The 13,851-nt window shown below is 62.3% G+C and carries 11 protein-coding genes; 8 read left to right on the plus strand and 3 right to left on the minus strand.

Annotated elements, in window-relative coordinates:
- Positions 1-229 precede the first annotated feature (229 nt).
- The gene (locus HSW_RS08400) at positions 230-5,089 is read left to right on the plus strand and encodes a T9SS type B sorting domain-containing protein (RefSeq protein ID WP_081768328.1); all 4,860 of its coding nucleotides are present in this window, start codon (positions 230-232) and stop codon (positions 5,087-5,089) included.
- 159 nt (positions 5,090-5,248) lie between these two features.
- Positions 5,249-6,217, plus strand: a complete 969-nt coding sequence (locus tag HSW_RS08405; RefSeq protein ID WP_044001564.1) for a PorP/SprF family type IX secretion system membrane protein — start codon at positions 5,249-5,251, stop codon at positions 6,215-6,217.
- A gap of 3 nt (positions 6,218-6,220) precedes the next feature.
- On the opposite strand, the gene HSW_RS08410 is transcribed toward HSW_RS08405, so the two are convergent.
- Genes HSW_RS08410 through ruvC form a run of 3 tightly spaced genes read right to left on the minus strand, consistent with a single transcriptional unit; the run spans position 6,221 to position 7,895 of the window.
- The gene (locus HSW_RS08410; protein WP_044001565.1) at positions 6,221-6,436 is read right to left on the minus strand and encodes a KTSC domain-containing protein; all 216 of its coding nucleotides are present in this window, start codon (positions 6,434-6,436) and stop codon (positions 6,221-6,223) included.
- A gap of 49 nt (positions 6,437-6,485) precedes the next feature.
- Positions 6,486-7,223: a hypothetical protein gene (locus HSW_RS24195; RefSeq protein WP_155832884.1), complete on the minus strand. Its 738-nt coding sequence runs from the start codon at positions 7,221-7,223 to the stop codon at positions 6,486-6,488.
- A gap of 33 nt (positions 7,224-7,256) precedes the next feature.
- Positions 7,257-7,895, minus strand: coding sequence for a crossover junction endodeoxyribonuclease RuvC (ruvC, locus tag HSW_RS08415; protein ID WP_044001566.1), 639 nt, complete (start codon positions 7,893-7,895; stop codon positions 7,257-7,259).
- Between the two features lie 166 nt (positions 7,896-8,061).
- On the opposite strand from ruvC, the gene HSW_RS08420 reads away from it, so the two are divergent.
- The 6 genes from HSW_RS08420 to HSW_RS08445 all read left to right on the plus strand — a co-directional run bounded on the left by HSW_RS08420 (position 8,062) and on the right by HSW_RS08445 (position 13,818).
- Complete coding sequence (locus HSW_RS08420) at positions 8,062-9,108, plus strand: lysylphosphatidylglycerol synthase transmembrane domain-containing protein (protein ID WP_231501375.1); 1,047 nt, start codon at positions 8,062-8,064, stop codon at positions 9,106-9,108.
- A gap of 110 nt (positions 9,109-9,218) precedes the next feature.
- The gene (locus HSW_RS08425) at positions 9,219-10,286 is read left to right on the plus strand and encodes a glycosyltransferase (RefSeq protein WP_197031974.1); all 1,068 of its coding nucleotides are present in this window, start codon (positions 9,219-9,221) and stop codon (positions 10,284-10,286) included.
- Between the two features lie 82 nt (positions 10,287-10,368).
- Complete coding sequence (locus HSW_RS22680; protein WP_052346252.1) at positions 10,369-10,947, plus strand: c-type cytochrome; 579 nt, start codon at positions 10,369-10,371, stop codon at positions 10,945-10,947.
- A 103-nt stretch (positions 10,948-11,050) separates the two neighbouring features.
- On the plus strand, positions 11,051-11,308 hold the full coding sequence (locus tag HSW_RS08435; protein WP_044001567.1) for a helix-turn-helix domain-containing protein: 258 nt from the start codon (positions 11,051-11,053) through the stop codon (positions 11,306-11,308).
- Positions 11,308-12,483 carry an ABC transporter permease gene (locus HSW_RS08440; protein ID WP_052346253.1) on the plus strand — a complete coding sequence of 392 codons (1,176 nt, stop codon included), beginning with the start codon at positions 11,308-11,310 and terminating at the stop codon, positions 12,481-12,483. The genes HSW_RS08435 and HSW_RS08440 overlap by 1 nt, the downstream gene beginning before the upstream one ends.
- A gap of 102 nt (positions 12,484-12,585) precedes the next feature.
- Positions 12,586-13,818: a PP2C family protein-serine/threonine phosphatase gene (locus HSW_RS08445; RefSeq protein ID WP_044001568.1), complete on the plus strand. Its 1,233-nt coding sequence runs from the start codon at positions 12,586-12,588 to the stop codon at positions 13,816-13,818.
- The last annotated feature ends 33 nt before the right edge of the window (positions 13,819-13,851 follow it).

A 13,851-nucleotide genomic window follows, 5' to 3' on the forward strand; every position in this document is an offset into this window, starting at 1 on the left:
CAGGGCACGAAAGAGCAGGGCCAGGAGCCCGGTGCACCACCATCGGGCAGGTAGTTGGCTGGCCAGGGCGTTGAAAGAGGGGCGCGTTCTGCGCTACGCCCGTAGCGCCGCCCCACGCGGACGGCTAACTGGCTGTGGAGAAAGGGAATGATGAAAGTAGAGCGACGGTGTACGGCACTTTTTATGCGGCATTTTCGCTTACCTTATCAGCCCACTCATCCGCCGTCCTATGCTGGCAACGCCCTACGTTACCGCTACTTACTTCCCACCTGTTCGCAACCCCCATGCCCTAGCCGCCCATTGCCCGGAGAGGTGGCGGCTGGGCGGGTTGCTCCTGTTACTTCTTCTGTTGCTGCTGCTGGGTGGGGCAGCCACCCCGGCCCAGGCTCAGGGCACGCCGCCCCCCGAGTGCGCGGCCGATGAGAAATTTGCCAATACCTGGTACTTCGGCTTCAAGGCGGGGCTGGATTTCAACCAGGCCTCGGCCGACTCTCTGCCAAAGGTGCTGACGGACGGTCAGATGGACGCCCCCGCCGGCTCCGGGGTAATGTCGGATGGAAATGGCCGAATCCTGTTCTACAGCAACGGCGAAACCGTGTGGAATGGCGACGGCACCGTAATGACCAATGGTACGGGGCTGGCCGGCAACCGCTTCACTACCGACGGCCCTTTGCCCATCCGGCTGCCGGGCGTCGTTGCGGCCGGTCAGCCGACGCGCTACCTGCTCTTCACCCTCAATAGCACCGTAGGGCTGAGCTACTCGGAAATTGTGATTCCGGCGGGTGGGGGGCCGGGCACAGTGGTAGCCGCCACCAAAAACACGCCGCTGGCTCGCGGTACGGCCGAAAAGATAACGGGCGTATTCCATAAAAACGGCTGCGACATCTGGATTATCACGCACGGCTGGGGTGATGCCAAAACCGGCAACGACAACCGGGGCGACGCCTTTCTGGCGTACCGCGTTACCACGGCTGGGGTGCAGCCTGTGCCTATCATTTCAACCGTTGGCAGTCTGCATGCCCCGACCGTGGCGGCCCTGGGCTACAAAGGCCAGATGAAGGTGACGCCCAACGGCCAGCAGCTGGCCCTGGCCCGCTACAGCGAGGTAACTACTGACAGCAGCAGCACCGTCGAGCTGTTTGGGTTTGATACCAGCACGGGCCAGGTGAGCGTCAACCCGCGGGTGCCGTATATCGTGGATAGCAAAGAAGGAAAATATTACGGGGTGGGGTTTTCGCCCGGCGGCTACCTCTACGCCACGGTGCGCAACCCGCCCAAACTGCTGCAATTCAATGTCAGCGGCAACGGGCCGTTGAACCGGCAGGTGATTCCGCTCAACCAGAAAATGCCCGCCGACCTGGGCTCGTTGCAGGCCGCCCCCGATGGTAAGCTGTACGTGGCCCGCGACAACCAGCCCGCGTTGGGCCTTATCGTCTACCCCGATTCGCTGGGGGCCAAAGCCCGCTACGCCGACGACAGCCTGCAGCTGGGTAGCGGCCGCAGTGGTCTGGGCCTCGTGAACTTCAACCAAAGCTCCCTGCTCCGCGTGGGGCCCAGTTTCCGAATTACGGGTTGTCGGCAGATTGCCTTTACCGCCCCGCCCATCGATTTCGATGGGAAAACTTACGCCTGGGATTTTGGCGACGGTACTACCTCAACGCTGGAAAACCCAGTGCACGTGTACGCCACGCCCGGCGACTACACCGTCACGCTGCGTATCACAACCGAGTGCTTTTGCCGTGAAAGCCGAGGCCTGCTCCGGGTGCCGGACCTGCCGGTACCGGGCAGCATTGCCGCGGCGCAGACGCTGTGCGCTGGAACACAGCCAGCGGCCCTGACCAGCAGTGCCGATGCTTCCGGCGACGCTGGCCTGCCCTTGGTGTACCAGTGGGAATCTTCACCAGATAACGTCACGTTTACGGCTATTAGTGGGGCCACCGGGGCCAGCTACACGCCTCCCAATTCGTTGCCGGTTGGCATTACGTATTTCCGGCGGCGCGCCCAACTGCTGCTGCCTGACCAATCAGGCCCGTACTGTGATTCCCGCTCGACTGCCTCAGTAGCCATTACGGTGCTACCGGCCCTCACGCCCGGTAGCATCGCCGCCGACCAGACCTTGTGCGCGGGCAGCCCCGCTGCGCCCCTCACCAGCACCGCGCCGGCTGTGGGCGGCACCGGCACGTTTGGGTACCAGTGGGAAGCCTCGCTGGACAACATCACCTGGAGCGACGTGCCGGGCGCTACGGCGGCCGACTACGCCCCCGGTACGCTCCCAGCCACCACCTATTTCCGCCGCCGCGTAACCTCCGGAGCCTGCGGGCCGCTGGTGTCGAATGTGGTAACAGTGCGGGTATTGCCGGCCCTGACGGCCGGTAGTGTGGCTGCCGACCAAGCTCTGTGCGCCGGGGCAACTCCCGCCGCCCTCACCAGTACCGCTCCAGCTGCGGGCGGTACTGGTTCGGTGGCCTACCAGTGGGAATCTTCCGTGGATAACGTGAACTGGGCACCCGTCAGTGGAGCCACCGGGGCTACGTACGCGCCCGGTCCGCTCACGGTAACCACCTATTTCCGTCGCCAGGCCAGCTCGGGAAGCTGCGCTTCGGCTCTGTCCAACGTCGTAACCATCACGGTGCTACCGGCCCTCACGGCGGGCAGCATCGGGGCCGACCAGACGCTTTGCCCCGGCGCTACGCCGGCCCCGCTTACGAGCACCACGCCGGCCAGCGGGGGCACGGGCACATTTGCTTATCAGTGGGAATCTTCTCCAGATAACGTGACCTGGACGGGCATAGCTGGCGCTACCAATCCTACCTACGCGCCCGGCCCGCTCTTGGCTACCACCTATTTCCGTCGCCGCGTAACCTCCGGGGCTTGCGGGCCGGAGGTTTCGCCGGCGGTAGTCCTGACGGTGCTGCCGGCCCTGACGGCCGGCAGTATTGCCGCCGACCAGACGCTGTGTGCGGGGGCTACGCCGGCTCCGCTCACCAGCACGGCGGGGGCCGGGGGCGGCACGGGCACCTACAGCTACCAGTGGGAATCCTCGCCCGACAATAGTAACTGGACGCCCATTGCCGGGGCTACCGGGGCCACGTACGCGCCGGGTGCACTCAATACCACCACCTACTTCCGGCGGCGCGTAACGTCGGGAGCCTGCGGGCCGGAAACGTCGGCCGTCGTTACCATCACGGTGCTGCCCGCCCTCACGGCTGGCAGTGTAGCCGCCGACCAGACCCTGTGCGCCGGCGTTGCGGCCGCGCCGTTGACCAGCACGGCCCCGGCCAGCGGAGCCACCGGCGCATTTGCCTACCAGTGGGAATCCTCACCCGATAACACAACCTGGACCGACGTACCGGGCGCTACGGCGGCCACGTACGCTCCCGGCACGCTCCCGACCACTACGTATTTCCGTCGTCGGGTTACGTCGGGAGGCTGTGGGCCGCTGGTGTCGAATGTGGTGACGGTGCGGGTATTGCCGGCCCTCACGGCGGGTAGCATCGGAGCCGACCAAACGCTCTGCCCCGGCGCTACGCCGGCCCCGCTTACCAGCACCACGCCGGCCAGCGGGGGCACAGGTACGTTTATTTACCAATGGGAATCCTCGCCGAATAACACGACCTGGACAGTCATTTCGGGGGCTACCGGGCCTGTTTTCGCGCCCGGCCCGCTGCCGGCCACTACCTACTTCCGGCGGCGCGTCACGGCGGGAAGCTGCGGGCCGGAGGTGACGGCTGCAGTGGTGCTGCGGGTGCTGCCCGAGTTGCTGGCCGGTAGCATTGCCGCCGACCAGGACATTTGCGCGGGTACGTCGCCCAACGCCCTGAGCAGCGGGAGCGGGGCCAGCGGGGGCACGGGCACGTTTGCTTATCAGTGGGAGTCGTCCCTGGATAACACTACCTGGACGGCCATTCCGGGGGCTACCAACCCTGCTTATGCGCCCGGCCCGCTCACGGCTACCACCTACTTCCGCCGCCGCGTTACGTCGGGTACCGGAACCTGCGCTACGTCTGTTTCCAACGTGGTGACGGTGCGGGTGCAGCCTTTGGTTACGCCTACCGTAAGCCTGGCTACGCCCCCGGTGCAGTGCCCCGGTACAGCTCTGACTTTTGCGGCCGTGGTTACCAATGCGGGACCCAGCCCCACGTTTCAGTGGTTTGTGAACAACGTAGCCGTGGCCAGCGGCCCCACGTTCAGCAGCAGCACCCTGGTTACCGGCGACCAGGTGCGGGTGCAGGTGACGCCCACGGCGGGCCTGTGCAGCACGGGGCCGGCCTCGGCCACCGTAACGGTTACGCGCACCCCCACGCCGGCCCCGACCCTGACCATTGCGGTGCAGCCGGGCGGACCGGTTTGCCTGGGCGCTCCGCTCACGTTCAGTATCGCCTCGGTGACTGGCGCCGGCCCGGCTCCCGGCTACCAGTGGCAGGTAAACGGGGCCGATGTGGCCGGGGCTACCGGCCCGGTGTTTACCAGCACCACCCTGCGCGCGGGCCAGACCGTGACGCTGCGCCTTATCACAGTCAATGTCTGCGCCCAGCCCGTTACGGCCGTATCCAACGCGGTGGCCGTGCGCATTCAGCCACCGGTTGACGTGGACGCCGGCCCCGATAAGGAAATTCTGGCCGGGGGCTCCGCAACGCTGGAGGGCCGCGCCGATGGCCGGTACCCGGTACGCTGGACGCCCGCGACCGGGCTGCGGTTTGTCTCGGCCGACTCGTTGCAGGTTGTGGTTTCGCCCACCGTTACCACCACGTACACGCTCTCGGCCGGGGCCGGCGGCTGCGCCGACTCCGACCAGGTAACCGTAACCGTGCGCCCGCCCATCCGGATTCCCAATGCCTTCACGCCCAACGGCGACGGCCGCGACGATACCTGGCAGATTGAGTTCATCGAGCAGTTCCCCGACAACACGGTAACCGTGTTCAACCGCTGGGGCAATAAGATCTTCTCCATGAACAACTACAGCCGGGCTAACGAGTGGCGGGGCGACATCAACGGGCAGCCCGCCCCGGTAGGTACCTACTACTACGTGGTGGTGACGAAAGGTCCTTTGGGCCGGTCCTACAGCGGGTCCATTACGATTCTCTACTAGCTCACGCGCCGCCGGCGGCCACGCATGCCGGGCCGCCGGATGGTGCTGCCCGATGCTGCGTCGCTTCATTTCTGTCTGTCTCTTCAAAGTACCCCGCCAGACCCTTGGCCGCGGCCCACGCACTGGCGGCGGCCAAGGGTCCTAAAGCCCCAATCCGCTATGAAAAACGTGTTACTTCTGGTGCTGCCGGCGCTGGTACTACTGGCTGCCCCGGCCCGGGCTCAGCAGCAGCCGCAGTACAGCCAATACATGAACAACAACTACATCCTCAACCCGGGCGCTACCGGCGTGGAGGACTACATCGACATCAAAGCCAGCTACCGCACCCAATGGGCCGGTCTGGAGGGAGCCCCCAAAACCTACTACCTCAGCGCCAGCTCGTCGCTGGGGAAGTGGCGCACCACCAGCAAGCGCACCCTGCGCGACCGGCGCCGGCCGTTTCATGCGCTGGGCGGCATGGCGTACAACGATGTAACCGGCCCCACCAGCCGCAAAGGGCTCTACCTTTCTTATGCCTACAACCTGGTGCTGCGGCCCAACCTGCGGGCGGCGCTGGGTGTATCGGCGGGAATGCAGCAGTTTGCCGTGGATGGCCAGCAGCTGCGCTTCTTCGACCCGACCACTGTGGCCGTCAGCGACGCTGCCCGGGTGCCCGATGCGTCGGTGGGCCTGTGGGTGTACAGCTCCGATTTTTACGTGGGCGTATCGGGCGCGCAGCTGCTGGCTAATAAGCTCAACTTCTCCTACGATCCTACTTCCCTGAGCCCCGGCACGGGCAACACCCTGCGGCGGCACTACTTTGCCACGGCAGGGGTGCGGGTACCGCTCAACGACGACTGGACGCTGGTGCCCTCGGTGCTGGTGAAGGCCGTAAGTCCGGCCCCGCTTTCTTTCGACGTCAATGCCAAGCTCAAGTACCAGGATTTGCTCTGGGCCGGGGTGTCGTGGCGGGCCACCGATGCGCTGGTGGCCCTGGTAGGTCTGAACTACGAGCAGTTTACGCTGGGCTACTCCTACGATGCCGGCGTATCGGGGCTGAACAGCTACCACCGCGGCAGCCACGAGGTGCTGCTGGGGCTGCGGCTAAAAAAGAAGCGGCAAGTAGTGTGCACCAACCGATTCTGGTAGCTTTCAGCCGCGCACCTGTTCCCGCTCGTAGCCCCGCTCCAGCACTTGCTCCACGAACAAGGCCTTATTGGGCAGCTGCAGCAACGCCGCGTGAATAGCGGCCGGCACGCCCGCGTACCGCACCAGCCCGCCGTGGCGGTACTCAATTTCCAGCGTCTGCGTGGCGGCCTCGTAGCCCACGGCTTTCAGAGAAGTAGAACGAACGGGGCGGCGCTGCATGGATTGGATATGGGGTGGTTTAATAGCGTGCGAAATGTTTTGACAACCTTTATTTCTGTTCAGTGAGTGAGACGTTATCTATAAAGTAGTAAGCAAGTAGTATTTGCTTACGGAGAAATTTTCCTCGTTGTAGCCCATTTTCAATTATAGAATGGTACTTCTTGCGAGTCAATGCCTTTCGTGGCAATCCAATGTAACAGTAAATAAATGGTTCAGTAGCAGTAATGTCGAGTTCAAATAACTCCCATTGATGTTGATTAGGTATCTTGATACCTTTATAAAAATCAGGTTCAATTAATTGATAATATTTATTGAATACAGTTTTGGTGGAGAAAGAAACATAAATAGAGTCACTTTTAATAAAGGATGAGTCTGCTAAAGAAAGATAAAAGCGTACATGATAGACAGTGCCTACGGTCAGTGGCTGACTGAGTTTGCTATATATCAGTTCGTGGGAAGCATAATTATAATTTTCTTTCTGATCCGAACTGTAGCGTAGTAGATATAAGCCTGCATATCCCTTTCCTTCATATGCTTTACGGTATCCTACAAAATTGCCGAGGATGTCCATAGAATCACGGTGCTGTTCTGAGCAGGTGTGTAAAAAATCCGGGGTGCCTTCATTGCCCTGCCAACCTGTTGCCAGAATAATTTCACCAGGTTCAACGGGACAAGAACTCAGTGTTTCAAAACCACCATTAATGATATATTCCTGCGCTTGACCTTTGACTTCCGAAACTGACAGGATACAAGAAAATAGAGTGCACAATAAGTAATATCGCTGCATATTAGATAAAAATCAGAGTGAAAGAGTGCCCACTCACGCTGCTGGCTTCTTCCGCGTGGCGGGGACTTTTTTGCCGGCGACGGGAGCGGCCAGCTTGCCGGGATTATCGGCCAGGAACTTGCCCCAGCTTTTGCCGCCGGCTTTCACGTTGTTGCCCTTCTGGTAGTGGTGGCACATGGCCACAGCCAAGGCATCGGTGGCGTCGAGGAACTTAGGAGCTTCTTCGATGGGGGGTAGCTTGAGCGTCTGGCGCAGCATGTGGGCCACCTGCTCCTTGCTGGCGTTGCCCGCGCCGGTTACGCTCTGTTTTACCTTGGTGGGAGCGTACTCCACGTACGGAATCTGGCGGGCCAGGCAGGCGGCAATGGCTACGCCCTGGGCCCGGCCCAGCTTGAGCATACTCTGCACATTCACCCCAAAAAACGGCGCTTCAATGGCCAGTTCATCGGGCAGGTGCTGGTCGATTAATTCCGTCATGCGCTCAAAAATGCGCTTGAGCTTGAGGGCGTGGTTGGTGCCCAGCTTGCGCATATCAATGACGTCGTACTCCAACATGCGCACCTGCTGGCCCTGCACCTCAATTACGGCGTAGCCCATCAGGTTGGTGCCCGGGTCTACGCCCATAATTACTTTAGGCAGTAGCTCGGAAGAAGAGGCGAGGGGCAGAATCATAGTAGACAGCGGCCGGCAGTAAGCCGTCCGCTCGAAAAAGTACATGGCAAACAGCCGGTGAGCGTAGAGCGGGTGGCCACCAACGAAAGTAGCTGGCCGCAGGTGGGGGAGCCGCTGACAGCGCGCAACCCGCTAACTTGCCGAAGTTACGCAACTACCCGTCGTTTTGCCCCTGCCCAAGCCTCAAAGCTACGTCCAAACCCCCGAACAACCCGCGCCCACCCGGCGGCGCGGCTGGGTGGTGGCCGGCAAAGTAGGCATCACACTGCTCACACTGGGCCTGCTCTGGCACTCGGTAGTGGCCGATGCTGCTACGGCCGCCGCCTGGCGGGGGCTACTTGCCCGCGCCCTCAGCGGCGCGGGGCGCGGCCCGGTGCTGCTGGCCCTGTTGCTGATGCCACTCAACTGGGGACTGGAAGCCTGGAAGTGGTGGCGGTTGGCCCGGCACCTGGAGCCCGTATCGTTTCGGCGCAGCTTCCGGGCAGTGCTAGTGGGCCTCACGCTGGGCTTCGTGACGCCTAACCGGGTGGGCGACTACGCCGGCCGCATCATGGAGCTGAAAAGTCGCCGCCTGGATGCGCTGGGGGCTGTGTTTCTGGGGCGCTACTGTCAACTTGTGGCCACGGTGGCGGCCGGCACGCTGGGCTTGCTGTACTTTCTGCTGCGGTTTTACCTGCCCGCTTACCCGGCGGCTAAGTTGGGCCTGGTCGGACTCACCCTGCTCATCAACACGCTGGTGCTGCTGCCGCTGTATCACTCCGAGCTGCTGGTGGCGGCGGTGGAGGCAGTGCGGCCATTGCGCCGCTTCAGCCGGTTTCTGGCTGTCATGCCAACCTACCCGGCCCGCATCCTGACCGATGTGCTGTTGATTTCCAGTCTGCGCTACGCCGTATTCTGTGCTCAGTTTGGGCTGCTGCTGCTGGCATATGGGGTACAGGCTCCCGCGGGGCATGCTCTGGCGGCTATTGCGGGCACGTTCCTGCTCAAGTCTTTGGTGCCCTCGCTCAATGCGCTGGCCGATGTGGGGGTACGGGAGTTGTCGGCCACGCATTTGTTCGGGCTGCTGGGCGAGCCGGTCCTGCCGGTGCTCAGCGCGAGCCTGAGTCTGTGGGTGCTGAATATTGCCGTTCCCAGTGCCATCGGGCTGGTATTTGTGCTTCGGCTGAACGTGCTGCGCAAGCGTAAAACGCCGGCTTCGGCCCCATCTGTATGAATGTAGCCGGGTGGTTGTGGTCGGTGGGGCTTTGGGGAACGGCGGGCATGTACCTGGGCCGGATGCTGCAGTACCGGCGGGCGTGGAAACGGCTGGTGGCAACTCCATCAATGCCCCACCTTCCGCAAGACCTGACAGAAACTGCTCCAGGAAAGTCAACGCCAGCCTTTTCCATCCTGATTGCCGCCCGCAATGAGGCCGGAAATCTGCCTTGCCTGCTGCGCGACCTAGCTGATCAACTTCTGGTATCGGGTGGCTTTGAAGTGATTATCGTAGATGATCATTCCACCGATGCCACGGCGGAGGTGGTGCAGGAGGCCGCGCAGCGGCTGCCGTTTCCGGTGCGGCTGCTGCCGCTGGCTGGCCAGCCCGGTGCCCCCACGGGCAAGAAAGCGGCTGTGCAGGCGGCTATTGCCGTAGCGCGTGCGCCCTGGCTATTGCTTACCGATGCTGACTGCCGGGTACCGGTCGGGTGGGTACAGGCCTACGCCCGCCTGGTTGCCACCAATGCCACTGCCCGCTTCATTAGCGGCCCGGTGCTGCTTACCGGCGCGGGCTGGTTGGCCACGTTGCAGGGGCTAGAGTTGGCCGGGTTGGTCGGGGTAGGGGCTGCCTCCATCGGCCGGAGCGCGCCCACCATGTGCAACGGGGCCAACCTGGCCTACCGCCGCCAGGATTTCTACGCCGTGCAGGGCTTCCGGGGCAACGAGGCCGTGGCCAGTGGCGACGACGAATTTCTGCTGCACAAGCTCCACGCGGCCTTTCCCGGCAGCATCCGGTTTTTGGCTGATCCGCAGGCCGTGGTGCAAACGGCCGCGCAGCCGACCCTGCGGCTACTGCTGCGGCAGCGGGTGCGCTGGGCCAGTAAGTGGCGGCATTACCAGACGCGCACTCCGCAACGGCTGGCCGTGCTGGTGCTGCTGGCTAACCTCACGTTTCCGGTAGGAGCGGGACTGTGGGCAGCGGGGCTGGTGCCGGGCGAAATTGTCGGCCTGAGCTGGGCCCTCAAGCTTCTCGCCGACGCGCTACTGCTAGGGCCGGTGCTGGGGTTTCTGGGCCGCCGCCGGTGGCTGTGGTGGGTGCCGGTATTGCAGCTCGCCTACGCGCCCTACGCGTTGCTCACCGGCCTGGCGGGCCTGCGCGGCAGCTACCAGTGGAAAGGCCGGCAACTGCGGTAGGGCGCTTAAAGCCGACGGTTTTGCTTGTTATTGCGGCCGTTGCGGGCGTACTTCAATGGGTAATTCATTAGCCCGTATCCGCATGAAAAATCTGTTGGAAATCATCATGCCCGCCAGCCTGACGGCCGTGGCCGGAGCCATTGCCGTGTGCCTGTTTACCCTGGGTGACTATTTATCAGCTTCCCCTAACTTATCAGAAAATGTCACCGCGGCCGCTGATTCTGTCGTTGCTACTCCCTATGGAATGATGCGCATCACGGCTACTGGAATAGAAAGGCTACCTGATTCGCTGGCAATTAAGTATATGTCCCCTGCTGATTCAGCTCAGTTCTTTGCTCGCCAAGACCCGGCCGCCGTGGCCGCTGGCGACGCGCTGTTCAAGAGCAACTGCGCCCAGTGCCACGCCGTGAATGAGGTGGTAGTAGGCCCGGCCCTAGCCGGTATCCGCAAGCGGCGGCCCGAAACCTGGATTCGGGCCTGGGTAAAGAATTCGGGCAAGTTGGTGGCTCGCGGCGACGAGTACGCGGTGAAAGTCTTCAACCAGTACCAACAGCAGCAGATGCCCAGCTTCCAGCTGTCTGATCAGGAAATCAGCCAGATTCTGGACTATATCGAAACTCACCAGGGCCAGGGAGTGGCCTACGCGCCGGCCCGGCCCTGAAGGCGAGGTAACCAAACGGCTCGGTAGCGGGTTGAATTCGGACAATCTGCCTTCGAGAACAACCCGCCCGGAATACTACCTTTGCCTTAAACCCCTGCTTTCTGTGACTGACGCTGAATTTGATATCCTCGACGAGCTGTACTTCGTCACTTCCTTTGCCGATCTGAGTCGCAAAACCAGCCTGCCACCTGCCGCGCTGGAGTCCGCGCTGCGCACCCTGCTGGAGCAGGGCCTTGTGCGCAGCTACTGGCCCGACCCCGATACAGAACTGGCCTATGAGGAAAGCTCCTATGGGGCCATCGTGCGCGACAGTTTCTTTCTGGCCTCGAAAGAAGGTCTGCTCCAACATAACACGCGCTAATGGTTGGGGCCTCTGCCGTTGCTGCGGTGACCGAGGCGGCTGCCCGGCCGCCCGGTTACTATGTGCGCCAGCGGCTGCTGCGTAATACGCCGGCTATGCTGGGCCTGGGGTTCATTATACTCTGCACCTTGGTGGCACTGCTGGGCTACTGGGTGCTGCCGGATAACTCGCCCTCGGCCAATAACGGCGTGGTGCAGCTGCAAAAGGAAGCCCCCGGCTTTCAGGCCACCCTGCTGCGCCTGCCGCTACGGGATTCCGCGCGGGCCGACAACCCGCTGCTTACTTGGTGGCAAGGCCGCGCTCCGCGTTACCAGGAGGTGCCTATTGCCAGCTACCGTATTCAGGGCGATTCGCTGCTGACCCAGCCCTACCAGAACCATTCGGCCTTGGCCGACCAGCCGCAGGCCTACGCCCTGACAGCCGTAGCGGGCCGCTCCGGGCTAGCCGCCGACCTGGCCCGCACGGTGGAACAGGAGCACATTGTGCGGCGCACCTACTGGCTGGGTACCGATAAAGCCGGCCGCGACGAGCTGAGCCGGCTGCTGCTGGGCACCCGTGTGAGCCTGGGTATCGGGCTGGTGGCGGTGCTGATTTCGGTGTTGCTGGGCATGCTCATCGGGGCGGTAGCCGGCTACGTGGGCGGCTGGCTCGATTCGCTGCTGTTGGGCCTGATGACGGTGGTCTGGAGTATTCCGGGCATCATGTTGGTCATTGCCATTTCTCTCGCCCTCGACAGCAAGGGCGTCTGGACCTCCTTTGTGGCCGTGGGCCTGACCATGTGGGTGGACGTGGCCCGGGTGGTGCGCGGACAGATGCTGAGTCTGCGCGAAAAAACCTTTGTGGAGGCCGGCCGCGTGTTGGGCCTGCCCCAGAGCCGGCTCATCTGGCGGCACCTGCTGCCCAATATGACCGGTCCGCTGATTGTGCTGGCAACCAGTAATTTCGCGGCGGCTATTCTGCTGGAAGCCGGCCTGAGCTTTCTGGGCCTGGGCGTGCAACCGCCCGCGCCGTCCTGGGGGCTGATGGTCAACGAAGGCTTTCAGCTGCTAGGCACCGAGGCCGGCCTGTGGCTCACGCTGCTGCCGGGCCTGGCCATCAGCCTGCTGGTGCTCAGCTTCAACCTGCTCGGCAACGGCCTGCGCGACGCTTACGACCCCAAAACACCACTTTCCTGAATGATGAGTTACGAGTGTTGAATGATGAATTTGGCACAGGCAAGCCTATCGGCCACGAGGAAACTCATCATTCAACGCTCAACACTCATAACTTAACTCCCGATGCCCAATACTACCCCCGAAAAGCGCTTGTTTCTGAAGGAGCGGGAGCTGGGTGCTCTGCTGGAAATTACGCAGGCCATCAACCTCGACTCCACGGAAGCGGCCCTATACAAAATCTTTCAGTTTACCCTGCTGGGGCAGCTCAACATCCGACGGTTGGTGCTTTACGTGAAGGAGGAGCAGGAATGGGTGTGCGTTGTCTCGTTCGGGGCTGGCCTGAGTGACTTCCGCAAGCTGGAGTTGCCGGCCGCCATCCTGGACGGCTGCACTGGCCAACCCTGCCCGCTGAGCAATTTCGGACCGCTGCCGGCCGAGTGGCAATTGCTGGAAACCAGCATTCCGGTGGTGCAAAACGGCAACGTGCTGGCGTACGTATTCATCGGTAACGTGCATGATGACTACGCGGGCGAGGAAGCCACCAAGTTTCTGCAGACGCTGAGCAACATCCTCATCGGAGCCATCCAAAACCGCCGCCTGGCCCGCCAGCGGGTGGCCGACGCGGCTATGCGCAAGGAAATTGAAATTGCCCAGGAGGTGCAGACGATGCTCTTCCCGCGCAAGCTGCCCAACGATGCTCATGTGGCCGTGCAGGCCAGCTACGTGCCCCATACCGCCGTGGGCGGCGACTATTATGATGTGGTAGACCTCGATGCCGACCGGTTTCTGTTCTGCGTGGCCGACGTGTCGGGGAAGGGCGTGGCCGCTTCGTTGCTGATGTCGAACTTCCAGGCCGGCCTCCGGACACTGCTCCGCCAGAAAGTGGACTTGGCTACCGTGGCCCAGGAACTCAACAACCTCATCTTCCGCAATGCCGGCGGCGACAAGTTCATTACGGTTTTTTTCGGCCTGTATGACCGACGTACGCGCCTGCTGGAATACGTGAATGCCGGCCACAACGACCCGTTGCTGGTGCCCGATTCCGGCCCGGTGCTTCTGCTGAAGGACGGTACTATTATGCTGGGCGTGATGGATGAATTACCCATGCTGAAGGTTGGCAGCATCGTAGTGCCCCCCCATGCGCTGCTGCTCACCTACACCGACGGCCTCACTGAAGTATTTGATGCCGACCACGAGGAGTTTGGTGAGGAAGGCGTACTGCGGGTGCTGCGCCACAACCGCTACGCCCCGCTGGCCACCGTACACCGCGAGCTACTGCGCGAAATAGAGGTTTTCAACACCAACGGCAACCGCTTCGCCGACGACGTAACCATCCTGAGCTGCCGGTTTAAGTAAAGGTGAAATTGTGAAGTGGTGAACTTGTGAAGT

Origin of the sequence: Hymenobacter swuensis DY53, assembly GCF_000576555.1 — a bacterium.
Lineage (GTDB): Bacteria > Bacteroidota > Bacteroidia > Cytophagales > Hymenobacteraceae > Hymenobacter > Hymenobacter swuensis.

Bases quoted from the DNA above. Each gene is read 5' to 3' on its own strand.
- HSW_RS08400 (WP_081768328.1), top strand. From the start codon at position 230: ATGCTGGCAACGCCCTACGTTACCGCTACTTACTTCCCACCTGTTCGC.
- HSW_RS08405 (WP_044001564.1), top strand. From the start codon at position 5,249: ATGAAAAACGTGTTACTTCTGGTGCTGCCGGCGCTGGTACTACTGGCT.
- HSW_RS08410 (WP_044001565.1), bottom strand. From the start codon at position 6,436: ATGCAGCGCCGCCCCGTTCGTTCTACTTCTCTGAAAGCCGTGGGCTAC.
- HSW_RS24195 (WP_155832884.1), bottom strand. From the start codon at position 7,223: ATGCAGCGATATTACTTATTGTGCACTCTATTTTCTTGTATCCTGTCA.
- ruvC (WP_044001566.1), bottom strand. From the start codon at position 7,895: ATGATTCTGCCCCTCGCCTCTTCTTCCGAGCTACTGCCTAAAGTAATT.
- HSW_RS08425 (WP_197031974.1), top strand. From the start codon at position 9,219: ATGCCCCACCTTCCGCAAGACCTGACAGAAACTGCTCCAGGAAAGTCA.
- HSW_RS22680 (WP_052346252.1), top strand. From the start codon at position 10,369: ATGAAAAATCTGTTGGAAATCATCATGCCCGCCAGCCTGACGGCCGTG.
- HSW_RS08440 (WP_052346253.1), top strand. From the start codon at position 11,308: ATGGTTGGGGCCTCTGCCGTTGCTGCGGTGACCGAGGCGGCTGCCCGG.
- HSW_RS08445 (WP_044001568.1), top strand. From the start codon at position 12,586: ATGCCCAATACTACCCCCGAAAAGCGCTTGTTTCTGAAGGAGCGGGAG.